Origin of the sequence: Amaricoccus macauensis, from assembly GCF_014201905.1 — a bacterium.
Classification (GTDB): Bacteria; Pseudomonadota; Alphaproteobacteria; order Rhodobacterales; family Rhodobacteraceae; genus Amaricoccus; species Amaricoccus macauensis.
In genome coordinates, this window is sequence record NZ_JACHFM010000001.1 from 252,077 (window position 1) to 276,714 (window position 24,638).

Sequence of the window (24,638 nt, forward strand, 5' to 3'; positions counted from 1 at the left end):
CGAGCTCCAGAGCCAACACCGATAACAGGAGGAAGACCATGCCCATATTGACGCGGATGAGCGCGACCCTACTCGCCTCTGCCTGCCCTTCGAGCGGGACTCGGTAGCTCCCGGCCGGGTCCCGGTTGGGGCCCAGCCTGACGCAACCGCTCCGAGCAGCGAAACGAGCTGACGCCGGCGCGTCATGTCGCAGGCGTCTGGGAGCCGGCATCTCATCGAGATGCCGGAAGGCAAATTATTCTCAGAAAGGAGGGAGGGTAATGGTCGCAAACGTGATGGTTATCGTCGAACGACAGTTCGACTATCCGCGACCCGTGGTATTCCGGGCCTGGACGGTTCCCGAGGAGATGGCCGAATGGCGCGGGAGCCCGGGCTGGCACGTGGAGAAGGAAACGAACAAGGCCGACCTGCGGCTCGGGGGCAGGCACTACCACGTGAAGGTGCGCGACAACGACCCCGACACCCGCGTCGCCGCGGACGGGGTCTTCACCGAGTTCTTCGACCCCGACGTCTTCGTCTCGCGCGAGCGGATCACCGGCGATCCGGGCATCGACCCCGATGTACCGCTCGAGCTCCGGGTCGAGTTCATCAAGATGGGGCGCGACGGCACGCTCGTGCGGATCGTGCAGGGTCCCTACGACTCCGGCGTCGCCGGCTACCACAGCGAGGGTTGGGAGAAGGAGCTCGTGCGCCTTCAGGACTTTCTCGACCGGAAATCAGGAGGTGCACGATGACCACCGCGACCGCAACGGCTGATGGCGACGTCCACACCACCGGCCACGAGCTGACGCACACCACCATCGTTCGGCAGAAGCCGCTGATGGACATGCGGCAGATCCTGCTGATGAACCTCGGGTTCTTCGGCATCCAGTACAGCTTCGGGATGCAGCAGACCGCGATCAACCCGATCTTCCAGTTCATCGGCGCCGACGCCCACAGCCTGCCGATCCTGAACCTCGCCGGCCCGATGACCGGCCTCCTGATCCAGCCGATGATCGGCGCGCTCAGCGACCGCACCTGGAGCCCGCGCTGGGGCCGCAGAAAGCCGTTCTTCCTGATCGGTGCGGTCGGCTGCTCGGTCTGCCTCTTCCTCTTCCCGTTCGTCTCGGCGATCTGGATGGCGGTGCTGCTGCTCTGGCTGCTCGACGCCTCCAACAACACCGCGATGGAGCCATACCGCGCCTTCATCGCCGACAAGCTGCCGCCTTCGCAGCTCGGCAAGGGCTTCCTCGCCCAGAGCTTCTTCACCGGGTTCGGCATCACGCTCGCCAACATCTCGCTCTTCGTCTTCCAGACCATGATCACGGGCGCGACCGAGGCCGGCATCCCCTACTGGGTCGTCGGCTCGTTCATGCTCGGCGCGGTCTGCTCGATCGGCTCGGTGCTGGTTTCGGTGCTGACGACGCCGGAGATTCCGCCGACCGAGGCCGAGCTCAAGGCGCTGCGCGAGCACAAGGGCAGCGCGCTCGGCTTCGTGCGCGAGATCTGGGACGCGATCGTCGAGATGCCGGTCGAACTCCGCAAGCTCGGCCTCGTCTACCTGTTCCAGTGGTACGCGATGATGTGCTACTGGCAGTTCGTGACGCTCTCGATGGCGAAGTCGGTCTGGGGCACCACCGACGCCCATTCCGACGGTTTCCGCGAAGCGGTCGCCTGGACCGGTCTGATCAACGGCTGGTACAACATCGTCACCTTCTCGGTCGCGTTCTCGCTGGTCGCCATCGCGCGGCGCCGGGGGGCGAAGTTCGTGCACATGGCCTGTCTCCTCTGCGCGGCGGCCGGGCTGCTGATCTTCCCGCACCTGACCAACAAGTACGCGCTCTTCGTCCCGATCATCGGCCTCGGCATCGCCTGGGCGTCGATCATGGGCGTGCCCTACATCATGGCGGTGCGGATGATCCCCTCGACCCGTTACGGCGTCTACATGGGCATCATCAACATGATGATCGTGGTCCCGATGCTGATCCACTCGTTCACCTTCGGCTGGGTCTACTCGAACATCCTCGGGGACAACCCGAACAATGCGATCAGCTTCGCCGGCATCGGCCTCGGCGTGGCCGCGCTCGCGATGCTCTGGATCAAGGAGCCGCCGATCGTGCGCGACGTGGACGACGTCGCGGCGATGCCGGTCGGCGGTCACTGAAAGGGACATCTCGATGCCAAGAATGACGGACTACCGCATCATCGTCGTCGGCACCGACGGCTCGGGCCTGGCCGAGCCGACGGTGACCCGGGCGGCCTGGCTCGCCAAACGCGAGGACGCCGACCTGGTGATCGTCTGCGCCTACAGCGGGCTGTCGCGCCGCGACGAGGCAAAGAACGTCGCCACGGCCGGCGGCGACGTGCGGGTCGACGAGGTGCTCGGGCGCGCGGCGGCCAGCGAGGCGATGAACCGCGCCGTGGCGGTCGCGGCGGAGGAGGGCGCCACGGTCGCGGCGGCCCTGCTGCTCGAGGGGGAGCCCGCCGCCGCGCTGATCAAGACCGCGCGGGACCGGAAGGCGGAACTCCTCGTCGTCGGCGCGCGCCACGACCGCTCGCTCACCGAGCGCCTGCTCGGCACCGTCGCCACGGAGGTCACCAAGCGGGCGACGTGCGACGTGCTGATCGTCCGGCCACCCAAGGCGTGAGACTTCCAGCCTGACCGAAGTTCGGGAGCGCGTGCGTTCGAAGGCTCGCGCGCTCCCGAGAAGCCAGCGGGGCCTACCGCCGGGCAACCGAAACCTGCCTCTGAACAGGACGACCCGATGAGCCAGTACATCCATCCGAAAAGTCCGCAGACCTTCACGAACGGCATCCGGCATCCCGATCTCCACTTGTGGGACGCATGGTCCTTCGTCGGCGATGGCGATGTCCTGCACCTCTATTCCCTGGCAGTCCCCAAGGCGAGGCAGGACGGCACGCCGATTACGGGCCCCGAGCGCAACGACACCCCCTTTCACGTGCGCCACTTCTCATCCCATGACCTCGGGGCCTCGTGGACTGACGAAGGCAGCCTCATCGCGCCGCGCATCGGGCAAGGTCTGCCGGACTCGAGGACGATCTGGAGCGGCAGCATCGAGCCGCTGCCGGACGGCAAGAAGCTGCTCGCCTACACCGGACTGTACGCGCTGGATGCCGAGCACTGCTTCGCACAGAACATCATGCTGGCCCTGTCGGACGGATACGAGGTCGAGAGCCGGGAAGACGAGGCTCTGATCTGCCCGATACGGGATTGGAAAGCCATCACCGATGCGGGCTACTACCTGGCTCCACCCGACGACATCGGCCATCGCGGAGGCGAGGGCGGGGGGCCGATATTGGCCTGGCGCGACCCCTTCGTGTTCATCGACGCGGATGACCAGATCCATCTCTTCTGGAGCGCCAAGGCGGGGCCGAGAGTGGGCGCCATGGGGCACGGGCTCGTCCGGCGCGAGGGGCGACGGTTCCGGCTGGAGAAGCTCTACCCGCCGGTGACCATTCCGGACGGCAATGACGTGACGCAGCTCGAGCTTCCCAAGATCTACCACGACGCCAGGCGGGGGACCTACTATCTCATCAGCGCGACCTGCAACCGGATCGACGAGCGGCAGCCGGACGAGGAGCTGAGCAAGACGATCCGACTGCATCTTTCCTCGTCGCTGGACGGACCCTGGCGGCCCTGGAACCCGGAGGGCAGCGCCTTGCCGGGTCTGGAGGGTCTCTTCGGAATGACCGTGCTCGAGGCGGACTTCGACCGAGGGAGCCTGCTCTGCATCGCCCCCTACACCGGTGCCGGGGGGGACGAGCGGGGGCTGACGTTCTCTCCCTGTTACCGCATCGACCTCGATCCGGTGCGGGTCTCGATCCCGTCATACTCGGGAGCCGAATCTGGATAGGCGTTGACGCCAGTGAACGGGGATCGCCGGGATCCCGAGCCAACGACGAACACAGGAGGAAGACCATGACCATGCTGACCCGGGTGAGCGCGATCCTGCTCGCCTCCACCTGCCTCGCTGGCGCAGCCGCGGCGCAGGCCGAGCTCACCTTCTGGCAGCACGGGGCCGGCAACCCGTGGGAGCCGCGGCTCTTCGGCCAGATAGTGGAAGATTTCAACGCCTCCCAGTCGGACTGGAAGGTGACGCTCCAGCAGTTTCCGCAGGCCGCCTACAACGACTCGGTGACTGCGGCGGCGCTCTCGGGAGAACTGCCCGACATTATCGACGTCGACGGGCCGCTGATGCCGAACTGGGCCTGGGCGGGGTACTTGGCGCCGCTCGAGATCACCGAGGAGGAGCTCGAAGGCTTCCTGCCCGGCACGATCGGCCGATGGCAGGATCAGATCTACTCGGTCGGCCTTTGGGACGCGGCCGTGGCGATGATCACCCGCAAGTCGACGCTCGAGAAGTACGGCATCCGCGTCCCGACGCTCGGGGAGCCGTGGACGGGCGAGGAGTTCAACGCGGCGCTCGAGACGATGAAGGAGAGCGGCGACTTCGAGTATCCGCTCGACCTCGGCATGTGGGACAAGGTCGAGTGGTATCCGTACGCCTTCTCGCCCTTCCTGCAGAGCTTCGGCGGCGACATCGTCGACCGCTCGACCTACCAGACCGCCGAGGGCGTGCTGAACGGCGACGCGGCGATCGCGTTCGGCGAGTGGTGGCAGGGCCTCTTCACGGACGGGCTGGTGCCTGGCACCTCGCAGGATCCCGCCGACGGGAACCAGGCGTTCGGATTCCGCGACGGCAAGTACGCGATCGTCTGGTCCGGCAACTGGAACGGGGCCGGCGTGCTGGAGGCCTTCGGGGATGACGCGCTGTTCCTGCCGGCCCCGGACTTCGGGAATGGACCGAAGATCGGCGCGGCTTCTTGGCAGTTCGCCGTTTCGGCCCAGAGCGAGAACCAGCAGGGCGCCAACGCCTTCATCCGCTTCGCGCTCCAGGACAAGTACCAGGCGATGTTCTCGGACGCCTCGGGCCTCGCGCCCGCCACGGCGACCGCAGCGCAGATGACAGAGAATTATAAGGAGGGCGCGCCGATGGCGGTCTTCTACGATCTCAGCGCCGCGCAGGCGTTGGTGCGGCCCGTCACCCCCGGCTACGTGGTGCAGAGCGCCGTGTTCCGGAAGGCAGTCTCCGACATCGCCGACGGAGCCGACGTGGCGACCGCCCTCGACGCGGCGGTCGACGAGATCGACGCCGACATCGAGAACAACCAGGGCTACGGCCACTGAGCCGAGCGTCGCACGCGTGCGACTCCGCCTAAGTTGCTGAAATTACACGAATAGCTTCAGGGCGTTAACCTGGCTTCAACCGATGTTAACGCGCTGATCCGGCCCCCCTTCCTCCCAGGGGGGCCGGACTCGATCCACCCACTCCGGGGAAGAGGCCATGGCCGCAACACCAACCCGACTACTATCTTCGAACCGCGCCGGCTGGGCGATGGCCGCCCCGGCAGTCGGTCTGATCCTGCTCTTCATCATCGTGCCGTTCGCGCTCGCCTTCGGGTTCAGCTTCACCAATCAGCGATTGTTCTCGCCCAATCCGACGCAATGGGTCGGAACCGCGAACTTCCAGCAGCTGCTCGGCGTCAGCACGCTGACCCTCGAGCCCGAGCGCGACGCGAGCGGCGCGGTCGTGCTCGACGACGACGGCCAGCCGAAGTATCCGCGGCTGCGCAGCTACACCCGCAACAACCCGGACTATCCGCACCTGCAGGGCAAGCAGGAGTGGTTCAGCTTCGGCTGGGGCGACAGCCGGGTCTTCGTGCTCGCGAGCGACGTCGTCTTCATGAAGGCGCTCCGGAACACGTTCCTCTTCGTGCTGGTGGTCGCGCCGCTCCAGGGCGGGCTCGCGCTCCTGCTCGCGGTGATGACCAATCAGAAGCTAAAGGGCATCAACTTCTTCCGCACCGTCTACTTCATGCCGGTCGTGGTCTCGATCGTCGTCGTCTCGCTGCTCTGGCGCTTCATCTACGACGGCGACAACGGCCTCCTGAACAACGTGCTCGGCTGGCTGACATTCGGGGCGTTCGAGCCGGTCGACTGGCTCGGCAACCCGTCGACGGCGCTGCCCGCGATCATCGCCATGTCGATCTGGCAGGCGGTGGGCTTCCACATGGTGATCTGGCTCGCCGGCCTCCAGTCGATCTCGCCGACGCTCTACGAGGCCGCGAACATCGAGGGCGCCTCGCGCTGGCAGGCGTTCCGCTACGTGACCTGGCCCGGCCTGCGCAACACCGCCGTGCTGGTCTTGATCGTCATCACCATGCAGGCCTTCGCGCTCTTCGCCCAGATCGACGTGATGACCAAGGGCGGGCCCGTCGACTCGACGCAGACCATGGTGTTCCAGGCCGTCGAGCGCGGCTACCGCAAGCAGGACATCGCCGCCGGCTCGGTGATCTCGGTGGTCCTGTTCCTCATCGTGCTGACGATCTCGCTCGTGCAAGGCTACCTGACCCGGGAGAAGAAGTGATGGCGACGGTCGAAGAAGCGCAAGGGACAGCCACCCTCGAAGCAAGGAGTGTCTCCTGGGACCGGGTCTGGCGCTATGCGCTCCTGATCCTCGGGGCGGTGATCTTCATCTTCCCGCTGCTCTTCATGGTGATGTCCTCGCTCAAGCCGGACGCGCAGCTCCTCGCCGACACCGCGAACCTGCGCGCCTTCCTGCCGGTCGGGGACATCTCGCTCGACAACTACTTCGGAGCGTTCCGCCGGGCGCCGGTCGCGACCTTCATCTTCAACTCGGTGCTCGTCACCGCCGTGACGGTGGTGCTGTCGCTCTTCGTCTGCTCGCTCGCCGCCTTCGCCTTCGTGTTCCTGAAGTGGCGGGGCCGGGACATCGTGCTCGCGGTCATCATCGCGACGCTGATCGTCCCCTTCGAAACGATCGCGATCCCGATGCTGATCGTCGTCAACAACCTGCCGTGGATCTCGAGCGACGGCCTGACCCTCGGATGGCTCAACAGCTACCGCGTGCAGATCGTGCCGTTCATCGCCGACGGCCTGACGATCTTCCTGTTCGCGCAGTTCTTCAAGGACATGCCGCGCGAGCTGATCGAGGCCTGCCGCGTGGAGGGCGCGACCTGGTTCCAGATCTACCGCAAGGTGGTGATGCCGCTCTCGGGACCGGTGCTCGCCACGGGCGCGATCCTGAAGTTCCTGGCCATGTACAACCAGTACCTGTGGCCCCTGATGGTAACGCAGGACGAAGGATACCGCCCGGTGATGGTCGGATTGCAGTACTTCTTCCAGCTCAACCCAGTCTGGGGCGAGATAATGGCGTACCTTTCGGTCATCACCGTGCCGGTGCTCGCCTTCTACCTCTTCCTGCAACGCGCTTTCATCGCCTCGATCGCCTCGACCGGCGTCAAGGGCTAAGGAGACGACTTTGACGATCGCCCTTCCTACCAAGTGGATCTGGGACAGCTGGTACGCGCGCGACGGCGAGCTCTGGCACGCCTTCTTCCTGCAGGCCGACAAGTCGATCGGCGATCCGGAGCTCAGGCACTACAACGTGACGCAGGGCCACGCCACCAGCCGCGACCTGAAGGCCTGGGAGCATCGGGGCGTCACCTTCGCGCCGGCCCCAGGGCCGGCGTGGGACGACTACACCACCTGGACCGGCTCGGTGGTGAAGGGCGACGACCAGCTCTGGCACCTGTTCTACACCGGCGCGAGCCGGGCCGAGGACGGCCTGAAGCAGCGGATCGGGCACGCGACGAGCCCCGACCTGCACGACTGGCAGCGGGTAGGCGACGGGCTCGTGCTCGACATCGACGAGCGTTACGAGGAGCTCGACCCGGGCCACTGGCACGACCGGGCGATGCGCGACCCTTGGGTGATGCGCGACCCGACGGGCGGCTGGATGATGTTCTTCACTGCCCGGGTGCCGGGCGTCGAAGAGCCGAACGCCGGCGGCGCCATCGGCTTCGCCACTTCGCCGGATCTCTACGACTGGACGTTGCAGGCGCCGGTCTATGCCGGCGGGACCTTCGGGCAGATGGAGGTGCCGCAGGTGTTCGAAGCCGGCGGGCGCTGGTACTGCCTGTTCTGCACCGCGGCCAAGCACTACTCGCGCGCCTATGCGGCCGCCTATCCGGGCAGGCCGGTGCAGGGGACCCACTACATGACCGCGCCAGACCCGCGCGGGCCTTGGGAGGTGGCGCCGGGGCCGTTCCTCGACGGCGACCCGGCCGTCGATCGCTACGCGGCGCGGATCGTCGACACCGACGCCGGCCCGGTGCTGCTCGGCTTCCTGCATAACCCCGCCGGCGGGGAGTTCGTCGGCGAGATTGCCGATCCAGTACCTGTGACCATAGACGACGGCCGACTCCGGCTCGGCTGAAGCGCAACGAACACGGAGGAAACGGAAATGGCAGACGTGAAGCTCGTCAACCTGAAGAAGAGCTACGGCAGCGTCGACATCATCAAGGGCGTGAACCTCGACATCAAGCGCGGCGAGTTCGTGGTGTTCGTCGGCCCCTCGGGCTGCGGCAAGTCGACGCTGCTCAGAATGATCTCGGGGCTCGAGGAGATCACCGGGGGCGAGCTCTACATCGACGGCCAGCGCGTCAACGACCAGCAGCCGCGCGAGCGCGGCATCGCGATGGTGTTCCAGAGCTACGCGATCTTCCCGCACATGACGGTGCGCGAGAACATCGGCTTCGGCCTGACCCTCGCCGGCACGCCGAAGGCCGAGAAGGAGAAGGCGGTCGCCGAGGCCGCGCGCATCCTGCAGATGGAGCACCTGCTCGACCGCAAGCCGAGCCAGCTCTCGGGCGGGCAGCGGCAGCGGGTGGCGATCGGGCGGTCGATCGTGCGCAAGCCGAAGGTCTTTCTGTTCGACGAGCCGCTGTCGAACCTCGACGCGGCGCTCAGGGTCGACATGCGCATGGAGATTGGCAAGCTGCACCACGACCTCGACGCCACCATGATCTACGTGACCCACGACCAGGTCGAGGCGATGACGCTCGCCGACAAGATCGTGGTGCTGCGTGCCGGCGAGGTGATGCAGGTCGGCTCGCCGCTTGAGCTCTACCACAACCCGGCCAATCAGTTCGTCGCCGGCTTCCTCGGGTCGCCGAAGATGAACTTCCTCGACGTCGAGGTGAAGGAAGCCGGCAGCGGCCGCGTCACCGTCGCCTCGCCGGCGCTGGAGCCGGTGTCGATCCCGCACGCGGTGGGCCGCTTCGCCACGGGCGGACGGGCGGTGCTCGGGGTGCGCCCACAGTTCCTGCATCCCGGCCAAATCGCCGACGGCGGACACCTGCACGGCAAGGTCGACCTGATCGAGCGGCTCGGCACCGAGACCGTGCTCGCGGTCGACCTCACCGCCGGCGGCAAGATCGTCATCGCCCTCGACGGCGACCGGCCGTTCGATCTCGGCACGGAGGTGCTGCTCGGCTTCGAGCCGGAGCGGGCGCATCTGTTCGAGGCAGCCTGAGCAAACGCGCGGCGCCGCAAGGCAGGTTCACGCGGAGCGACGCTGACGCGCCGCGTCACCCGAAGCGTACTTCGGTTCGCGCGAATGGGCTCAGCGTGCTGTGCTGTCCCGTCTCCCCATCCCGGGCAGCGCCACCACCGATGCCCGCCCCGGGTTCAGCGCGGCGTATACGCCGAGCATCTTCGCGGCGGTCTCGATCTTCCAGCCGATGCGAATGGCAAGATCGGGCACGCTGATTCCCGACCACACCATCTCGGTCACCTTCGTACCGCGCAGGTCGTTGAACCGGAGCTCGGGGCGGATCTCGTACTTGGTCGCGTACTCGCGGACCTCGCGGGAGAGCCGTGCGGGGTCCCATGCGTCCGCGCGCTTCGGCTTCAGGATCAGTCGGCGCGAGATCGGCGCCTTGTCGATGATCGCCTCCGCCGCAGGGGACAGCGGCATGTTGACGATGCGCCGCCGCCGCTTGTTCGGGCGCAGGATGATCGCACGGCTGCCATCCGGCGCTCGCTTGATCTCGCTGCGCTCAAGCTCGACGAGGTCGCCGATGCGCAGGCCTGTCTCCCGCGCCAGCCGCACCGCGTCCGCATGCTGCTCGGGGGCCCGGCTGCAGAACAGGTCGATCTCGGCGTCCTCCCAGATGATCTCTGCCCGATCTGCGCCCTCGTAGAAGCGCGGGATGCCGTGCAGGTAGTTGACCGGCACCCGCTCGGGGTGCCGCCCCGTCGCCCAGCTCAGCGAGAACTTGAACGGGTCGAGCCGCTTGTCGGCGGCCTTGCCCGCCCAGCGCATCTCGATCCAGTCGAGCACGTTGCCCTTGAGGGCGACGCTGTTGATGATCCCGAGCGGCGCGGCGCCGTACCTCGCCCGCACGTCGACCAGCCCTCTCAGGTAATCGCTCCGGGTGCGAGGGGCGAGGCGGCAGAACTCGCGGGAGCGCTCGTAGGCGTCGAGCAGGTCGTTCACCGTGCCCCAGCCGTGGCCCGTCGCCGGCGGATCGATCACGGCCCGGACGCCGATCGCCGCGTCGTAGGCGGCCTGGTAACCCGGCGTCCCGGGCGGGTTCGGCTCGCCGGTACGCCAGATGCTCGGACCCCTACGGCCGACCGTATGGTACTCGACCTCCTCGCCCCTCGCGTTCTTCTTTCGGACGACGATGATGGTGTCGTAGCGTGCCGGCATGAGGTCCTATCCCCCCGTTCCCCAACGGACACGGACGCTCTGTTCTCGCGGACTAGCAAGAGAATAAGTGACGGGATTCATTTGGCTTTCCGTTGCCTGACCTCTTGCGGACCGCCGGCTGCGTTGTCGCGGAACCAGCTTGCGACGGGGTCAGTCTCCGCCGCCGGCTTCTCCGCTGGCCCGTCGTCGCGCGGGCGCGTGAGGACGATCACGTCGCGGCCTCGGACCTCGAAGCCGTAGACCGGCAGTTCGAGCCGCTGCGCCAGCCGCACGAAGCGCTCGACGCGAGCCTCGGTCGTGTTCCAGCGGACCCGCGGCGGTTTCATTGCTTTGATCCTATGGGGAGGATCACTTCGGCCAGACGCTCCTTCGAGCTCATGTGGCGGGGGTGCAGCGGGTTCATCGGCGCACTCCGCCGCGGCCGCCAGCGGCGGCGCCCGCCTCGAAGGCGAGGACATCGGCGATCGGGTAGAGGACGCGGCCACCAAGCCGCAGGTACCGTGGCACCTTGCCGGCCTGCCGCCAGCGCTGCAGCGTCCGCTCCGACATGCGCCAGCGCAGCGCCAGCTCGGATTCCCGGAGGTAGAGGGCCAGCCCGATCGGCAGCTCGGAACCGGCAGGGTCGTCATTCTGCATATTTTCCTTCCGCCCGCACCCCGCGACGCTGGTGGCGCCTCGGGCCTTGGGTCCATCAAAGGGACTGTCCGGTCTCACGACGGTCAGTGCGCTTCTTCGCGGCGTCCGCAGACTCCGCGCCTTACAGTTCCTCCTCCTTTCCTGCTTCGATCAGCCGCCGGTGCGCGGCCTCGTTGCTCTCGCGCCAGCCGGGATCACGCAGCCCGGCCACGACCTGCCCGAGCGGCAGCAACTCGACCGCCGAGATCTCCCGGGTGCTGCGGATGCCACCGCGGTACCTGCGTGACGCCGCGAGATACTGTTCGGTGAGCGCCACGCCCTCCTCGGGATGCTTCGCTTGATTTGCCCGGAGCAGCGCGGAGTGGTGATAGGTGTACGTGGTAGCACCGAAGCAGATTGCGCCCGACATGCTGCTATCGCTGAGCATGGCCAGCATGCCCGGCCAAATGCCCCTCGGACCGACCAGGGCCTCCATCCGCGCCACGAGCCGGTCCTCGCCCCAGACGGCGATCAGGCCGGCAAGCCCCTCCTCGAAGACGTGCTCCGGTGCCACGCCGGCCATCTCGAGGCTGAGGCTACCGTAGACATGCTCCGGCTCGACCGAGCGGCGCGAGAGCTGCAGCTGACCGAAGTCGCGGACCACCGTCGAGGCATCCTTGGACTTGCCGCCGACCATCAGCGCGATGCAGAGCCGCGCCGCATCGAGCGGCGTGGCGTGCGCGGCACCGCGGCCCCTGCCCTTCTGCGACAGCAGCCCATCCTCGCGCAGCCGTCGCGCCACCCCCACGATCGAGGTCTCGGCAAGCCCGCTCATCACGTTCAGCTCGGTGACCAGGTCGGAGATCAGGGCCATCGTCGTTCATTTGCTCCTTTCACAATAGTATAGCTTCCCCGCGCGGATTTTGGAATAATCACAGGCAATAACAGGAATGAACGCAAGCTCTGGTGCTGAATGGGTGGGGCTCGAGCATGCGTCGACGGCGGACTCACCTCGGAGAAACCAGATTGCCTGAAATAGTGTGGAAGGGCGTCGGTATGATGCGGCGCAGGGTCATCGAAATAAACTTCGAGGACGACCCCGAAGCCTTCTTGAGTGCCTTGACGCAGCGACGCCAGACCGCCGATGAGTGGCGCCAGGCGCACGCTGAGGGTGTGCGTAAGCAACTCGACCGAGCGGCCGCCAAGCGGGGGACGCACATCAAGGCGTTCGTGTTTGGTCTCCCCGAAGACGATGGCTTTTCTATCCTCTGGGAGTGGCTCTGTACCTATAAAAGGCTGATGCGGGAGCGTTCGAAAGCCACGCCCGACATTGCCCTCATTGTAGAGCATGCAGAAGAACTCGGGAGAATCGATCAAAAGTTCCAATGGCGAGCGGGCCGCGATCCCGAGACAGGCGAACGTCGCGAGGCGCTTGCCCTTCAAAGCCGCAAGAGCAGACTGGCGCTGGCTGGTGATCGCGACGGCGGTCGGGCAAGCGCCAACAAGCGCCGCCATGACGAGGCCGAGGCATGGCGCACCGTCGCCCGCGAAGTGGCTGCTACGTCCCCGGTCGGCGGCGCCAGACTGGAGAAGCGCATCCTGGAGGAGCTGCGGCGCCGCGGCTTCGGGCCGCGGTCAGGCCCCGCGATCCGCAAGGCCATCAAGGGCGTGCGCGGACGACCAGTGGGGTAATCTCCGAAGAAACATGTTCGGGCACGCTCGGCCCGAACAAAAGCAAGCTGGCATCTTCCTCGTAGGCCCAAGTTGCCACGAGGAGTCCAATGGCACAAAACTCAAACTTCCTTCCCGCCCGCCGCGTCTGGGAGCGCTACGGCGTCACGTCGATGACGTTGTGGCGCTGGCTCCGCGACGAGAGCATCAACTTCCCGCAGCCTGTCTATGTCGGCAGATTCCGCTATTTTCGGATCGCCGAGCTCGAGGCGTGGGAGGCGGACCGCATTGCGGCCCGCAAGGGCGGGGTGCCTGATCCATGCGCCTCGCGCTGAAGCTCGCCGCCGTTCCCTCGGGCACCGCGGCTCGGGATCGCAATCCCTGTGCAGCCCCTGCCCCGCATAGGCGCCGCCAGGACCACGCCTCGAAGCGGAGGGTCGAGCCTTGAGCGACCCCGATCCCTTCACGCCCAGATGGCAGGTGGTCCGGATCTCCACTGGCGGCGTTCACGCGCTGGAAACGGCAGACACCGCCGAGGAAGCGCGAAGGCTCGCGGACACGCATCACGCCGCCGTCGTCGTGTTCCGGTCCACCCGTCCGGTGCCGCGCCCGCCTTGGGAGGTCTAGGCGGTGACGGTACACGATTCCAGCACGCGCGCGGGCCTGCGGACTTTCCCTTCCGGCTACGGTCAGGCCGACACGCGGATCCGGCGGGGCACGCCCTACGAAGCGATCGACACGGCGGCAATCATCGCGATGCTGTCGGACCCGCCCTCCGCTCCGAAGGAGCAGGCGCGTTGGTTCTTGCCGAGCACCTACAACGCGCACGACGCCCGCACGCATGCGGTTCAGCGCGAGCGCGGGTCGTTCTGCTTCCTCGTACTCGACGTGGATGACAACAACCTTGCCTTGGCCGAGGTCAACGAGGCGCTCGAGGCAGTCGTCCCGGGTGCCTCGCGTCTCGTTTACTCGACCCGCTCGGCGACCCCCGTCGACCGGCGCTGGCGCGCCCTTGTGCCGCTCGTGGTGCCGATCCCGGGCGTCGACTACACCGACACGGCCAACGCCTTCTACGACCTTCTGGAGGAATCCACGGGCGGACACCTGATCCCCTGCCGCTGCCACGCCGACGTGGGGCAGCTCGCGTATCTTCCGAACCGCGGCTCACTCTACGAGCATTACGTCCACCATGCCAGGCGCCTGGACCTCAGCGGACATCCGATCATCGCCCGCCGGGACGAATGCCGCCGGCAGAGAGCGGAAGCCGAGGCTGCGGCCAGAGCTAAGCGAGAGCAGCGCGCGCGGGACCGTGCGGCAAAGGGTGAGACCGGCGAAAGCCCGGTGGAGCACTTCAACCGCACCCACTCCATCGCAGAACTCCTGGAGCACTACGGGTATTCGCAAGCCGGGAGCACCGACGATTGGCGCTCCCCCTACCAGTCCAGCGGGTCCTATGCGACGCGGGATTGCGGCGAGCACTGGGTGAGCTTGTCTCAGTCGGACGCTGCCAACGGGATCGGGGCCGAAAGCAAGAGCGGCCGCCGCTTCGGTGACGCCTTCGACCTCTACGTGCACTTCGAGCATCTCGGCGACTTTGCCAAGGCGGTACGCGCGTACGCCAGGGAGGCAGGATTGAACGCCAGACCTTCGGACGACAGCTTCGCCGGGGGCGCAGACTTCGGCTGGGAAGCGAAGCAGAACCGCGGCGATACCCGGGAAGAGAAGGCGTCCCTCTTCCGCTCATGGAGACCGATCGACCCTCTGACGTTCCCGCCGCGATGCTTCCTCTACGGCAAGCACTACATCAGGAAGTTCGCCTCCGTTACGGTGGCACCGCCCGGGATCGGCAAATCCACCCTCGACCTGATCGATGCGCTGGCCATGGCAACGGGCCGCCAGCTCATCGGAGTGCAGCCGGTACAACGGCTGCGCGTCGTCTACTTCAACGCGGAAGACCCGCGCGAGGAGATTGAGCGCCGGGTCCTGGCAGCCTGCCAGCACTTCGACATCGATCAGGCCGAGCTCGAGGGCCGGCTATTCACCGCCTCCGGCCGGGAGGTCGACCTGATCCTCGCCCGGGGCGAAGCAGGCGATATCGTCGAGGATGCCTTCGCGCTGGTCACGGCCTTCTACGCCGAGTTCAAGCCCGATGTCCTCATCTTCGACCCGCTCGCCAACATGACCGAGAGCCCGGAGACGAACGATGTCTTCCGACGATTGGGCAAGCGGCTCTCCCATCTCGCCGATGAGTGCGACTGCGCCATCGAGGTGGTGCATCACACCCGCAAGCTCGGAGGCCGCGAGGCAGACATCGAGGACAGCCGCGGCGGCAGCGCCCTCGTGGGGGCCGTGCGATCCGGGCGGGTGCTCAATCCGATGACCGCCGATGAGGCCGTGAGGGCGGGGCTTTCGACACACATCGATCACTTCCGGATCGACCGCGGCGGCAAGAGCAACGTCGCCCGCCCGTCGGACCGCGCCGTCTGGTTCCGGAAGTTCGGTGTTGAACTGCCCAACGGCGATGATGTCGCCGTCGTCGAGCCCTGGGAATGGCCCGATGCCTTCGAGGGCGTTTCCCTTGAGATGACGCGCAAGGTGCGGACCAGGCTCGCCGAGCAGGACCCGCCTGCGCGCGCGAACTCCCAGGCGAAGGAATGGGCCGGCTACATCATCGCCGAGGTTGTGGGGATCGATGCGTCCGACAAAGCCAGTCGTGCTCGCATCAGCCAGATGATCAGGACCTGGCTCCGCACCGGCGTCCTGCAACAGGAAGAGCGCCGCAGCCCGCGAGATGGCCGGGACATTCCGGTGATCCTCCCAGGGCCGAACGATCCTTCGAACCCGGAGATGCCGTGATCCGCTTCCGCACCTGCCGCACCGGATCCGCACCAGATCCGCACCTGTCAAAACCCCGCTCTCAGCCGCACCGCCGCACCCATCCTTATGGGGTGCGGGGGTGCGGTGCGGAGCGGAATGGCCGCACGGCGGCTGACTTCCGAACCGCACCGCTTACCGCACCGCTGCGAACTCTCGGCTGAACTGCTGGCCGATGGAGAGCGAGGCGGCACCGGCGTGATGCCGGTTCACCGATCCGGGCCGAACCTGTAGGCGGCGCGCGTCTGGCATGCGAGAGTACGGAGCTGGGTACGGGGGAACAACGGATGAGACGGCACCTGTCCGCAGGCGCTCTCGCGCTGGCGATGCTGACGCTTCCGGCTGCCTCCCATGCCGTGCAGACGTCTGAGGATGCCGCTGGCGCCGACATCGGACGCCGGCTGATGGAGATCGCTCAGGGGCACTCGTGCAGCCCGAAGCTCACGTGCGGACGCATTTCTTCGTGCGAGGAGGCTCATTGGCTTCTCGCCAACTGCTCCTGGGGCGGCAAGCTGGACAGGAATGGCGACGGGGTGCCTTGTGAGAGTCTCTGCTAAGTCCGCCTTGGGGCTCCTGATCGCGATCCTTGCCCTCGCCGCGCCGGCCCGCGCCGACGAGGTCCGGATCTCCGGCCGTGCCGACGTCATCGACGGCGACACCATCAGCATCGGTCCGCTGAAGGTCCGGCTCTACGGCATCGACGCGGCGGAGGTCGGCCAGACCTGCAAGCGGGCGGGCGGCGGCACCTGGGACTGCGCGACCTCGGCGGCCAACCGACTGCAGCAGCTGATCGGCGACGAGCCCGTCGATTGCGTCGCGCTCGAGCAGGACGTCTACGGTAGGATCGTCGCGACCTGCCGCGCGACGGGCGCCGACCTCGGCCGGCAGCTCGTTGCCGAGGGACTGGCATGGGCGTTCGTCCGCTACAGCGATGCCTACGCGACAGAGGAAGCAACGGCGCGCACGGCAGCGGCAGGCATCTGGCAGAGCACGTCGGAGCCGCCGTGGGAGTATCGCGAAGCGCGGTGGGATCGGGCCGCCGAACGGTCGCCGCGCCCGGGCTGCCCGATCAAGGGCAACGTCAGCGTCTCCAACGGCGAACGCATTTATCACACGCCGTGGTCCGCCAACTACGAGCGGACGGTGATCGACGAGAGCAAGGGGGAGCGCTGGTTCTGTGACGAGGCGGAGGCCATCGCGGCCGGATGGCGCGCCGCCCGGTCGCGATAGTCCATTGGCGAGGTCGGCCGCATGCCAATCGACGCCGGTGTCGGCGAGCGCGTACGCATACCCTCTCTTCCGGACCGCTAGCCGGCGAACTGCAGCGCGACTGCGAAGACGCGGCGCGGCGGGTCCGAGCAGTCGGCGGGGCTCACAGCCCCGCCTCCGCGTCGAGCCTGTAGACCCGTCCGCGCCCCTCGACCTTCTCCGAGGTGACCTCGAGACCGAGCTTCTTCTTCAACGCCCCGGCAAAGGCGCCACGGACCGTGTGCGGCAGCCAATCGGTGGCGGCGACGATCTCGGCGATGGTGGCGCCCTCGGGCGCGCGCAGCATGGCGATGAGCTGGGCCTGCTTGGTGCCCTCGCGCGGCGTCCGCGCCTTGGGCGCGGCTTTGGTTTCGGTGGGAGCGTCCTCCGGAGCCTCCGCGCTCGGCGCCTCGTCGGCGCCCACAGGCGCGCTGTCGCCCTCCGGCTCGATGCCGATGACGGCGAGGCCCGCGTCGGTGATGCGCAGGAGGATGGCCCGGCCGTCCTCGTCGTTGCGCCAGATCCGGTTCAGCGCGGTGTCGGCCTTCGTCTCGCTGTTGGTCGTCATCTCGGCGATCAGCCCACGGGAGAGCAGCGCCCCCACCACCTTGGCAGCGGCGCCGCCGCGAAGCGAGCCGGGGAGCGGCAGGACGTTGCGGTCCTCACGCTGCGCCGCGGCGCTGAGGATCACGGCTTGAGTGTCGGAAAGCTTGGGCATCTCGGGGTCTCCGGGTGCGGGGTCGCGACCGTCGCGACCCTCCCACGACCCCGAGCCGCGCGAGGCGCGGCAGGAGTTTCCGGCGGCGCCGGAGATCAGCGGGCGTGTTCGCCTTCGCTGAAGGCGCTGTCGGTGATCTCGCGCAGCCTGGCGCGGTAGTGATTCAGGGTGCCGACATCGCCCCAGTTCACCTTGTCGGGGTGGGTACCGAAATGGTCCGCGCTGAGGGCGGCGAGCCGCGCCAGCATCGCGTCGATCTCGACCTTGGCGGCGAGGAAGGCATCGAGGGCCGGGGTGTCGTCGGTCACGCGGCGGGTCATCGTGGCGGCTCCGGATCGAGTTGCATCGCGTCGTCGGACGGAGGTTCGCTCCGGTGCCGAGGCTTATCAACTCGATAAGCGCTTGAACCGGAATGGCTCTCGGAGCCGACGGCTCATCCGGCATGAGGATGCAGCCTCGAGGCCGCAGCATCGTGCCGGAGTTGACCGATCCGTCGAAGACGCGAGTTGTCTCGGTGGGTCGCCCCTGCTTCGAAAGGAGCGGTTCACGAGGCCGCGCGGCACCCGCGATTTCGGCAGCACCCCGAAATTGTCGCCTCCTGCGCAGGAATGTCAGGGAATGTCAGGGTGACAAGCCGCTGGAATCTTTGATATACTTCCTTGTAGCGCCCCTCCTGCGCCAGCGTGCAGGCGGGGGGGGGGCGGGTCAGAACTCGGAGGCTTTCGACCGTGCGGACCGGCCGATCGGTCTTCTTCAACGCCCGCGAAATTGGCAGGGGGGTATCCCCCGGTCTTCACCGCCCGAAGGCAGCAGCTTTGTCAATGAATACCGCCACTTACCTCGACACCACCTGCCGCGCACCCGCCGGAATCACTCGACCAACTGCGGAGTCGCGAGCCCCTGCCCTCCTGAGGTCGCCCGACCATGAACGCCCCCGTCCGATCTGACCTCGACCGCCTCGCCGGCCTGGGGCTGCGCCTCGAGCACCGCCCGGTCGATGCGCTCATCCCATACGCCCGCAACGCCCGCACCCACAGCGAGGCGCAGGTGGCGCTGATCGCCGGCTCGATCCGCGAGTTCGGCTTCACCAACCCGGTGCTGGTCGATGGCGAGAGCGGCATCATCGCCGGCCACGGCCGGCTGCTGGCGGCGCGCCAGCTCGGGCTCCGCCAGGTGCCGGTGATCGAGCTTGCCCATCTCACCCCGGCGCAGAAGCGGGCCCTGGTGCTCGCCGACAACAAGCTCGCCGAACGCGCCGGCTGGGACGAGCAGCTGCTGGCGCTGGAAGCCGGCGAGCTGGCCGAGCTTGGCGTCGATCTCTCCACCCTCGGCTTCGAGGCAGGCGAGATCGACGACCTGCTGCATGGCGATGCCGCCGATCCGCGCGAGGAGGAGACGCCGGAGGTGCCGGCCGACCCAGTATCGCGCCCCGGCGATCTCTGGCTCTGCGGCACGCACCGGGTGCTCTGCGGCGACGCCACAGTCATCACCGATCTCGAGCGGCTCATGGCGGGACGAAAGGCTGACCTCTGCTTCGCCGACAGCCCCTACAACGTCGACTATGCCGGAGGCGTCGGGGCAGAGAAAGCCGGCAAGGGCCGACGCATCCTGAACGACGCGCTGGGCGATGGATTCGAGCGCTTCCTCTACGATGCGTGCGTGTCGATCATCGCACACACGGCCGGCGCAATCTACATGTGCATGTCTTCAAGCGAGCTGCACACCCTGCAGAAGGCGTTCGTCGCCGCAGGTGGGCACTGGTCGACCTTCATCATCTGGGCGAAAGACCGCTTCACGCTCGGGCGATCCGACTACCAGCGGCAGTTCGAGCCGATCCTCTACGGCTGGCCGAAAGGCGGCAAGCACCACTGGTGCGGCGCGCGCGATCAGGGCGACGTCTGGTTCATCGACCGGCCGAGCCGCAATGACCTGCATCCGACCATGAAGCCGGTCGACCTTGTTGAGCGGGCGATCCAGAACTCGAGCCCGCCCGGCGGGGTGGTGCTCGACCCGTTCGGCGGCAGTGGCACGACGCTGATTGCGGCGGAGCGTACCGGGCGCGCTGCCCGGCTGATGGAGCTCGACCCGGCCTACGTCGATGTCATCATCGAGCGCTGGCAGGGGTTCACCGGCAAGGCGGCCACGCTGGAGGGCGACGGGCGCAGCTTCGCCGAGGTGGCCGCCGAGCGGAGGCCATCATGAAGCAGACGCGGCGGCACTCGGCCTTGGAGGCGATCGTCAACACCGTCGTCGGCTACGTCCTAGCCGTGCTGACACAGATGGCGGTGTTCCCGCACTACGGAGTTGCGCTGCCGCTGGAGCAGAACCTCGCGATCGGCGGCATCTTCACCGTCCTGTCGCTGGTCCGCGGCTACGGGCTGCGCCGGGTCTTCGAGGCCTGGCGCATGCGGCAGGGGTAGCTATGCGCGGCCGCAAGCCCACACCCACCTCGCTGAAGCTGCTGCACGGCAACCCCGGGCATCGGCCGATCCGCGGCGACGAGCCGAAGCCGCCGGCCAGCCAGCCGAGCTGCCCGGCGCATCTCTCGCCTACCGCCAAGGCGGAGTGGAAGCGGCTGGCACAGAGCCTGAATGCCATCGGGCTGCTGACCCAGGCCGACCGGGCCGCCTTCGCCGCCTATTGCCAGGCTTACGGCCGCTGGGTGGAAGCCGAGCGCAAGCTCGCCGAGACCCCGGTGATCCTGAAGACCCCTGCAGGTTACGTCCAAGCCTCACCGTGGCTCGCCATCGCCAACAAGCAGCTCGAGCTGATGGCGAAGTTCATGGCGGAGATCGGGCTCACCCCCTCGGCGCGCAGCCGGCTCTCGGTGCAGATGCCGAGGGGGCCGAAGCCATGGGACTACCCCCACGACCCCGAGGGGCTGATCGCCACGCCATGGGAGTTCGACTGAGAGCGCTTAGGGCCGGCCGTCGCCACCCCACGGTGACGCCGACGCCGCGATGGTCGTCGAGGAATCTTAGTGGGCGACGCCACCAGCTTCGGGGCAATTGCGCCGGAGGTTGAACGACCCGGGATGGTGAACCGGCGCGGAGGCCGCTGGTATCTCTCCGCGGTGGAGATCCTACCGGAACGGCAAAGAACCCGCCTGAGCCATTTCCCGTGGACGCAGATCGGCCCGCGCAGACCTTGCTCCCGGTTCGTTGACACATCCGTACCGCAGGTCAGATCAGCCGGGCGCATCAATGCGGGTCGGCTGGGCGCTGCCGACCGCCATCGCGCTTCAGCCCTGACAATGCCTGTTCTCACGACAAGGTCCCAACAAGGTCCCACGGAGTGCTTGACTGCGAATTGGATAGGTAATATCCTGTTCTATCTAGTGATTGCTCCAACAGTCTCTTTGATAGCCTTAGCGGCAATCGAGGTGCGCATGACTTTCCGTGTGCGAGACTTAGTGATCAACATCCTCCCGGCGGGAACCAACGAGCGCGACCGGCTGGTCTGCGGCGGATGCTCCTTTGGCTTCAGTCACTGTGGAGGCAGTTGTGATTTCGCAACGATCTGCACCTATAGTGGCTGCCGCGAGTGCTCTGGAGCGTTTACCTGCCTTGGCGCCTCGGCTTGCGGGGGGTGCACGCTGAACGTGACCTGCTTTCCCAACACGTGCGGGGCGTTGACGTGCGGCTGCACCGAGAGCGCATCGGTGCTCTTCGGCGGCGGGGGCGGTCGCGCTTTCACTCCCGAGGCATTGGCTGCACTCAAGCTTCAGCTCCGCGAGGCTTTGCGCGAGGTGGATCGTGCCGAGCAGGTGGTGGCCGAGCAGATGAAGCCCCATTCGGTCGAGGAAGTCGAGGAGCTCGAGAAGAAGCTCCGGGACGCTCTGGAGGAACTCAGTGCTCGCAAGGAGCAGTTGCGCGGCCGGGAAGGTGGATCAGAGAGCTGACTTCCTGGCGCCGACCGGGACTTGGGCGTCGATTCAGGTCGTCACATGAGAGTTGAAGTCGCCGGGGCCGAGTACCGTGCGGGTTCGGCGTACCGTTTCGTGCCGGTGGACCGTCTCACCGCAGAGGAACGGTCCGCTGTCGGCAATCTCGCGGACGACCCGGAAATTTACGCCTTGCTGATCCCGCTGCGCGACGGTGCCCAGACCGTCAAGGCAATCGATAGCCAGACCGCGCTTGTGTACCTTACGCTTCGGGAGCCAGGTCCTCTGCCTTCGTTGATGCGCGCGGCGTTGAGAGACGACCTCTCCGCCGCAGTCGCGCGGTTAGTGCTCGACGGCGTGCTGGAGATCCGCACTGGTGCCGACTTCGTCTCGGGGGCGGACGCGGTCGCACTCCTGAACCTGGACAGCAATCCAAGCGACCCTCGAGGCCGGCTGGCGCGGTTGTCGATCCAGGCGCTCCGGTACGGACAGCACTTGGACATTCAGAACGTTCAGACGCTCGCGGGCCGTCTCTACGCCTTCAATCGTCTGGTCCTCACCCCCTCGTGGGGCCAACGACTGCCGACACGGGAGTCGACGGCGGTCTATCTTGGTATTGGCGACGACCGCGGCTCGGTGCGACCGCCCAGCCCCGGCTGGGTCGCCCAGGGAGGGGCGATGACATCATCGAGCTGGCTCGCGTGGCACTCGGGCGCGCCGATCAGTCGCGCGGGTCACGGTCCCGTGTACAAGCTGTACGTCAGTCCGCAACCTTCGGCGGTAGCGGAGTGCCTTCGAATATGCGCCGAGATCGTTCGCAAGCGAGGGGCACATGCATTGAAGGTGGGAGCCGACGTCCACGGGCTTCTGCGTCCGGACAAGCTCGTGGCCTATTTCGGCACCTTCGAGTCTCTCGGGGAGGCAGCGGCCTCGCTCGCACCGCGGCTTGCCGGCATGCCTGCGCACGGCGTCCCCTTCACTGCGGAGATCACACCTGACGGCATGCTGTCCTGGGGCGTCGATCCTCCTCGGCAGGAACATGAGTTGGCTTGGACGGGGGAAAGCTGGCGCGTGTGGGTGGCCGGGCGGCTTGCCTCCGCGCTTGTCGCGGCCAGGACGGCCTCGAATTCGGGCGAGCCCTGGCGCTACGCGTTGGAGCGGATCGCGCTTGAAGGCATCGATCCATCCATTTGGGTGCCGAGCCAGGGAGTGTTCGCGGCGGGGACCGGAGCATGAGTGAGGACATCACTACGCGGTTCGTGCTGCAGCCGGACGTCGTGTTCACGCCGGTTCAGGACCTGCCAATGGCCGCGCGCGAACAGCTCGGCGCAGACGAAGGCGACTATGCCTTGAGTCGGACGATGTCACGCGCTCCCGTGCGGGTACTCGATCGGGACTCTGCCGAGCTCCTGCAGCGCTTTCGATCGCCGACCCGTATCGTGGACGCCATCGTGAGCTACAGTCGCGATCACCGCGCCGATGCCGAGGCCACATTGGAGGAGGCGTTCCCGATGCTCCAGCGCCTGATCGACAATCAGGTTCTGGTGGTAGCGACCTCAGATGCGAGCACGTCAGCTCAGTCCGGGCTGAAGGTTGGTGATCTATTCGAGGGCTCCCTGGTGCTGGCGACCGTTCAAGTGCTCGAGGACACCGAGGTGCATCTCGTCCGGACGGAGGACGGTGTTCATGCAGCGCTGAAGCTGTTCAATGCCCCGGAGGGTGCCTGCTCTCTGCAGCAAATGAGAGGAGAGGAGGCTATCCTCCGCCACCTCGACGGCAGTGTCGCACCGCGTGTGCTCGTCGCCGGGGATCGAGCTGGCGTGGCGTACCTCCTTCTCGAGTGGCGTCCCGGAGTCTCTGCAGAGGTCGCGGCAGCGGAGGCACGGCGTGCCGGCCGAGAGTCTCGGCAGGCCCTCTTGAACATCTGCTGTTCGATCGCGAATGCGTACGCTCGCCTGCACGCGGTCGGTGTGGTGCATGGCGACGTCCATCCCCGCAACATCCTCGTCGACGGCGATGGGGCGGTGACTATCATCGATTTCGGTTACGCGGTAATGCCCGCTAGCGTTGAGCCACGGACGGCCAGGGCGTCGCGGGGAGGAATTGCGTTCTTTCTCGAGCCCGAGTACGCGCAGGCGCTGCGGGCCGGCGAACCGAGTCCGCCCGCCACGGCGCTCGGCGAGCAATACGCGGTCGCGGCCCTTCTGTACTTGCTTGTGACGGGCAGCCACTACGTTGATTTCTCGCTCGAGCCGGACCAACTGCTTGGACAGATAGCCGAGGAGCAGCCGCTGCCCTTCGCGAAGCGGAACACGCGGCCGTGGCCGCAGCTCGAGCATCTCCTTCTGAAGTGTCTCTCGAAGCGTCCTGAGGACCGCCTTCCGGATTTGTCCGTGGTGGCCGAGCGGCTCGGAGCTATAAGGGATGCTGTTCCCGTGCCTGCGGTAGGACCGCGCGGCGACATGGCACCGGCCCCGCAACTGCTCGACGGGGTGCTCAGGCGGGTCGGGTTCGAGGGTCCCCTGGTGTCGCAAGGACTTCCACAGCCGCCGACTAGCTCGCTCAACTACGGTGCTGCCGGTATCGCCTATGCGCTGTACCGGCTTGCCGGCGTGCGTGACGATCCTGTTCTCCTCGCCCTGGCGGACGTGTGGGTGAGCCGTGCGCAAGCGCACATGGACGACGACGACGGCTGCTTCAGTGACGAGCTGGACATCACACCCGACACCGTCGGCCGGAGCTCACTTTTTCACTCCGGCGCGGGAGTGGAGGCAGTGTCGGCGGTCGTTGCGCACGCCCGCGGGGACGTTGCGGCGTGCAAGGTCGCCGTCAGCGCCTTTCTCCAACGCTCACACTCGCCGTCTCGGGGACTTGATCTCACCTTGGGCCGCTGCAGTTCACTCCTCGGCTGTTGCATTCTCCTCGAGACGCTCGTGACCGCAGACGCCGCCGAGCACGAGGAGATCCGGCGTTTTGGGATCGCACGGCCCAAGAGATCCGAGCTGAGATAGTTGCTTTCCCCCCAATCGGCGATCCTGGCGAGATCGCA

At 67.0% G+C, this 24,638-nt stretch carries 26 protein-coding genes; 20 read left to right on the forward strand and 6 right to left on the reverse strand.

Going from position 1 to position 24,638, the window contains the following annotated elements; translation table 11 throughout:
- Positions 1-260: 260 nt before the first annotated feature.
- The 9 genes from HNP73_RS01225 to HNP73_RS01265 all read left to right on the forward strand — a co-directional run bounded on the left by HNP73_RS01225 (position 261) and on the right by HNP73_RS01265 (position 9,398).
- Positions 261-734 (forward strand): SRPBCC family protein, encoded by a 474-nt coding sequence (locus HNP73_RS01225; RefSeq protein ID WP_184146320.1) that lies wholly within the window; start codon positions 261-263, stop codon positions 732-734.
- A complete protein-coding gene (locus HNP73_RS01230) occupies positions 731-2,143 on the forward strand; it encodes an MFS transporter (protein ID WP_184146322.1) in 1,413 nt (470 codons plus the stop codon). The genes HNP73_RS01225 and HNP73_RS01230 overlap by 4 nt, the downstream gene beginning before the upstream one ends.
- A 13-nt stretch (positions 2,144-2,156) precedes the next feature.
- The gene (locus HNP73_RS01235; protein ID WP_221288113.1) at positions 2,157-2,627 is read left to right on the forward strand and encodes a universal stress protein; all 471 of its coding nucleotides are present in this window, start codon (positions 2,157-2,159) and stop codon (positions 2,625-2,627) included.
- A gap of 117 nt (positions 2,628-2,744) precedes the next feature.
- Entirely contained in the window at positions 2,745-3,854 is a 1,110-nt protein-coding gene (locus tag HNP73_RS01240; protein WP_184146324.1) for a glycoside hydrolase family protein, read from the forward strand.
- Between the two features lie 65 nt (positions 3,855-3,919).
- Entirely contained in the window at positions 3,920-5,188 is a 1,269-nt protein-coding gene (locus HNP73_RS01245) for a sugar ABC transporter substrate-binding protein (protein ID WP_184146326.1), read from the forward strand.
- A gap of 157 nt (positions 5,189-5,345) precedes the next feature.
- Positions 5,346-6,428 (forward strand): carbohydrate ABC transporter permease, encoded by a 1,083-nt coding sequence (locus HNP73_RS01250; RefSeq protein ID WP_221288115.1) that lies wholly within the window; start codon positions 5,346-5,348, stop codon positions 6,426-6,428.
- Positions 6,428-7,333: a carbohydrate ABC transporter permease gene (locus HNP73_RS01255; protein ID WP_184146328.1), complete on the forward strand. Its 906-nt coding sequence runs from the start codon at positions 6,428-6,430 to the stop codon at positions 7,331-7,333. The genes HNP73_RS01250 and HNP73_RS01255 overlap by 1 nt, the downstream gene beginning before the upstream one ends.
- A 10-nt stretch (positions 7,334-7,343) precedes the next feature.
- Positions 7,344-8,300 carry a glycoside hydrolase family protein gene (locus HNP73_RS01260; protein WP_184146330.1) on the forward strand — a complete coding sequence of 319 codons (957 nt, stop codon included), beginning with the start codon at positions 7,344-7,346 and terminating at the stop codon, positions 8,298-8,300.
- 27 nt (positions 8,301-8,327) lie between these two features.
- The gene (locus HNP73_RS01265; RefSeq protein ID WP_184146332.1) at positions 8,328-9,398 is read left to right on the forward strand and encodes an ABC transporter ATP-binding protein; all 1,071 of its coding nucleotides are present in this window, start codon (positions 8,328-8,330) and stop codon (positions 9,396-9,398) included.
- 90 nt (positions 9,399-9,488) lie between these two features.
- Here the strand turns inward: HNP73_RS01265 and HNP73_RS01270 are convergent, their stop codons facing one another.
- The 4 genes from HNP73_RS01270 to HNP73_RS01285 form a co-directional block, all read right to left on the reverse strand.
- Positions 9,489-10,580: a tyrosine-type recombinase/integrase gene (locus HNP73_RS01270; protein WP_184146334.1), complete on the reverse strand. Its 1,092-nt coding sequence runs from the start codon at positions 10,578-10,580 to the stop codon at positions 9,489-9,491.
- 77 nt (positions 10,581-10,657) lie between these two features.
- On the reverse strand, positions 10,658-10,906 hold the full coding sequence (locus tag HNP73_RS01275) for a hypothetical protein (protein WP_184146337.1): 249 nt from the start codon (positions 10,904-10,906) through the stop codon (positions 10,658-10,660).
- Positions 10,907-10,979: 73 nt separating this feature from the next.
- A complete protein-coding gene (locus HNP73_RS01280; protein ID WP_184146339.1) occupies positions 10,980-11,216 on the reverse strand; it encodes a helix-turn-helix transcriptional regulator in 237 nt (78 codons plus the stop codon).
- Between the two features lie 121 nt (positions 11,217-11,337).
- Positions 11,338-12,069, reverse strand: coding sequence for a hypothetical protein (locus HNP73_RS01285; protein WP_184146341.1), 732 nt, complete (start codon positions 12,067-12,069; stop codon positions 11,338-11,340).
- 152 nt (positions 12,070-12,221) lie between these two features.
- Between HNP73_RS01285 and HNP73_RS01290 the strand changes: the two genes are divergently transcribed.
- The 5 genes from HNP73_RS01290 to HNP73_RS01315 all read left to right on the forward strand — a co-directional run bounded on the left by HNP73_RS01290 (position 12,222) and on the right by HNP73_RS01315 (position 16,970).
- Positions 12,222-12,887: a hypothetical protein gene (locus HNP73_RS01290; RefSeq protein WP_184146343.1), complete on the forward strand. Its 666-nt coding sequence runs from the start codon at positions 12,222-12,224 to the stop codon at positions 12,885-12,887.
- An 89-nt stretch (positions 12,888-12,976) separates the two neighbouring features.
- Positions 12,977-13,201, forward strand: coding sequence for a helix-turn-helix transcriptional regulator (locus HNP73_RS01295; protein WP_184146345.1), 225 nt, complete (start codon positions 12,977-12,979; stop codon positions 13,199-13,201).
- A 109-nt stretch (positions 13,202-13,310) separates the two neighbouring features.
- Positions 13,311-13,493 carry a hypothetical protein gene (locus HNP73_RS01300; RefSeq protein ID WP_184146347.1) on the forward strand — a complete coding sequence of 61 codons (183 nt, stop codon included), beginning with the start codon at positions 13,311-13,313 and terminating at the stop codon, positions 13,491-13,493.
- A 3-nt stretch (positions 13,494-13,496) separates the two neighbouring features.
- Positions 13,497-15,722 (forward strand): AAA family ATPase, encoded by a 2,226-nt coding sequence (locus tag HNP73_RS01305; protein ID WP_184146348.1) that lies wholly within the window; start codon positions 13,497-13,499, stop codon positions 15,720-15,722.
- A gap of 582 nt (positions 15,723-16,304) precedes the next feature.
- Complete coding sequence (locus tag HNP73_RS01315) at positions 16,305-16,970, forward strand: thermonuclease family protein (RefSeq protein WP_246399453.1); 666 nt, start codon at positions 16,305-16,307, stop codon at positions 16,968-16,970.
- A 142-nt stretch (positions 16,971-17,112) separates the two neighbouring features.
- Here the strand turns inward: HNP73_RS01315 and HNP73_RS01320 are convergent, their stop codons facing one another.
- Together HNP73_RS01320 and HNP73_RS01325 are read right to left on the reverse strand one after the other, a co-directional pair.
- Positions 17,113-17,706: a DUF3489 domain-containing protein gene (locus tag HNP73_RS01320; protein ID WP_184146354.1), complete on the reverse strand. Its 594-nt coding sequence runs from the start codon at positions 17,704-17,706 to the stop codon at positions 17,113-17,115.
- Between the two features lie 95 nt (positions 17,707-17,801).
- Positions 17,802-18,026 carry a hypothetical protein gene (locus tag HNP73_RS01325; RefSeq protein ID WP_184146356.1) on the reverse strand — a complete coding sequence of 75 codons (225 nt, stop codon included), beginning with the start codon at positions 18,024-18,026 and terminating at the stop codon, positions 17,802-17,804.
- Positions 18,027-18,630: 604 nt separating this feature from the next.
- Here HNP73_RS01325 and HNP73_RS01330 point away from each other — a divergent pair.
- The 6 genes from HNP73_RS01330 (at position 18,631) to HNP73_RS01355 (ending at position 24,600) form a co-directional block, all read left to right on the forward strand.
- On the forward strand, positions 18,631-19,908 hold the full coding sequence (locus tag HNP73_RS01330) for a site-specific DNA-methyltransferase (protein WP_184146359.1): 1,278 nt from the start codon (positions 18,631-18,633) through the stop codon (positions 19,906-19,908).
- The gene (locus HNP73_RS01335) at positions 19,905-20,126 is read left to right on the forward strand and encodes a DUF7220 family protein (RefSeq protein WP_184146361.1); all 222 of its coding nucleotides are present in this window, start codon (positions 19,905-19,907) and stop codon (positions 20,124-20,126) included. Before HNP73_RS01330 ends, HNP73_RS01335 begins: the two co-directional genes overlap by 4 nt.
- 2 nt (positions 20,127-20,128) lie before the next feature.
- Positions 20,129-20,617: a phage terminase small subunit P27 family gene (locus tag HNP73_RS01340; RefSeq protein ID WP_184146363.1), complete on the forward strand. Its 489-nt coding sequence runs from the start codon at positions 20,129-20,131 to the stop codon at positions 20,615-20,617.
- A gap of 501 nt (positions 20,618-21,118) precedes the next feature.
- Positions 21,119-21,607, forward strand: a complete 489-nt coding sequence (locus HNP73_RS01345; RefSeq protein ID WP_184146365.1) for a hypothetical protein — start codon at positions 21,119-21,121, stop codon at positions 21,605-21,607.
- Positions 21,608-21,652: 45 nt separating this feature from the next.
- A complete protein-coding gene (locus tag HNP73_RS01350) occupies positions 21,653-22,825 on the forward strand; it encodes a hypothetical protein (RefSeq protein ID WP_184146367.1) in 1,173 nt (390 codons plus the stop codon).
- Complete coding sequence (locus HNP73_RS01355; protein WP_184146369.1) at positions 22,822-24,600, forward strand: serine/threonine protein kinase; 1,779 nt, start codon at positions 22,822-22,824, stop codon at positions 24,598-24,600. The genes HNP73_RS01350 and HNP73_RS01355 overlap by 4 nt, the downstream gene beginning before the upstream one ends.
- The last annotated feature ends 38 nt before the right edge of the window (positions 24,601-24,638 follow it).

What these genes read in the sequence shown, in the direction of transcription:
- HNP73_RS01225 (WP_184146320.1), top strand. Translation starts at nt 261, where the DNA reads ATGGTCGCAAACGTGATGGTTATCGTCGAACGACAGTTCGACTATCCG.
- HNP73_RS01230 (WP_184146322.1), top strand. Translation starts at nt 731, where the DNA reads ATGACCACCGCGACCGCAACGGCTGATGGCGACGTCCACACCACCGGC.
- HNP73_RS01235 (WP_221288113.1), top strand. Translation starts at nt 2,157, where the DNA reads ATGCCAAGAATGACGGACTACCGCATCATCGTCGTCGGCACCGACGGC.
- HNP73_RS01240 (WP_184146324.1), top strand. Translation starts at nt 2,745, where the DNA reads ATGAGCCAGTACATCCATCCGAAAAGTCCGCAGACCTTCACGAACGGC.
- HNP73_RS01245 (WP_184146326.1), top strand. Translation starts at nt 3,920, where the DNA reads ATGACCATGCTGACCCGGGTGAGCGCGATCCTGCTCGCCTCCACCTGC.
- HNP73_RS01250 (WP_221288115.1), top strand. Translation starts at nt 5,346, where the DNA reads ATGGCCGCAACACCAACCCGACTACTATCTTCGAACCGCGCCGGCTGG.
- HNP73_RS01255 (WP_184146328.1), top strand. Translation starts at nt 6,428, where the DNA reads ATGGCGACGGTCGAAGAAGCGCAAGGGACAGCCACCCTCGAAGCAAGG.
- HNP73_RS01265 (WP_184146332.1), top strand. Translation starts at nt 8,328, where the DNA reads ATGGCAGACGTGAAGCTCGTCAACCTGAAGAAGAGCTACGGCAGCGTC.
- HNP73_RS01270 (WP_184146334.1), bottom strand. Translation starts at nt 10,580, where the DNA reads ATGCCGGCACGCTACGACACCATCATCGTCGTCCGAAAGAAGAACGCG.
- HNP73_RS01275 (WP_184146337.1), bottom strand. Translation starts at nt 10,906, where the DNA reads ATGAAACCGCCGCGGGTCCGCTGGAACACGACCGAGGCTCGCGTCGAG.
- HNP73_RS01280 (WP_184146339.1), bottom strand. Translation starts at nt 11,216, where the DNA reads ATGCAGAATGACGACCCTGCCGGTTCCGAGCTGCCGATCGGGCTGGCC.
- HNP73_RS01285 (WP_184146341.1), bottom strand. Translation starts at nt 12,069, where the DNA reads ATGGCCCTGATCTCCGACCTGGTCACCGAGCTGAACGTGATGAGCGGG.
- HNP73_RS01295 (WP_184146345.1), top strand. Translation starts at nt 12,977, where the DNA reads ATGGCACAAAACTCAAACTTCCTTCCCGCCCGCCGCGTCTGGGAGCGC.
- HNP73_RS01320 (WP_184146354.1), bottom strand. Translation starts at nt 17,706, where the DNA reads ATGCCCAAGCTTTCCGACACTCAAGCCGTGATCCTCAGCGCCGCGGCG.
- HNP73_RS01325 (WP_184146356.1), bottom strand. Translation starts at nt 18,026, where the DNA reads ATGACCCGCCGCGTGACCGACGACACCCCGGCCCTCGATGCCTTCCTC.
- HNP73_RS01330 (WP_184146359.1), top strand. Translation starts at nt 18,631, where the DNA reads ATGAACGCCCCCGTCCGATCTGACCTCGACCGCCTCGCCGGCCTGGGG.
- HNP73_RS01335 (WP_184146361.1), top strand. Translation starts at nt 19,905, where the DNA reads ATGAAGCAGACGCGGCGGCACTCGGCCTTGGAGGCGATCGTCAACACC.
- HNP73_RS01340 (WP_184146363.1), top strand. Translation starts at nt 20,129, where the DNA reads ATGCGCGGCCGCAAGCCCACACCCACCTCGCTGAAGCTGCTGCACGGC.
- HNP73_RS01350 (WP_184146367.1), top strand. Translation starts at nt 21,653, where the DNA reads ATGAGAGTTGAAGTCGCCGGGGCCGAGTACCGTGCGGGTTCGGCGTAC.
- HNP73_RS01355 (WP_184146369.1), top strand. Translation starts at nt 22,822, where the DNA reads ATGAGTGAGGACATCACTACGCGGTTCGTGCTGCAGCCGGACGTCGTG.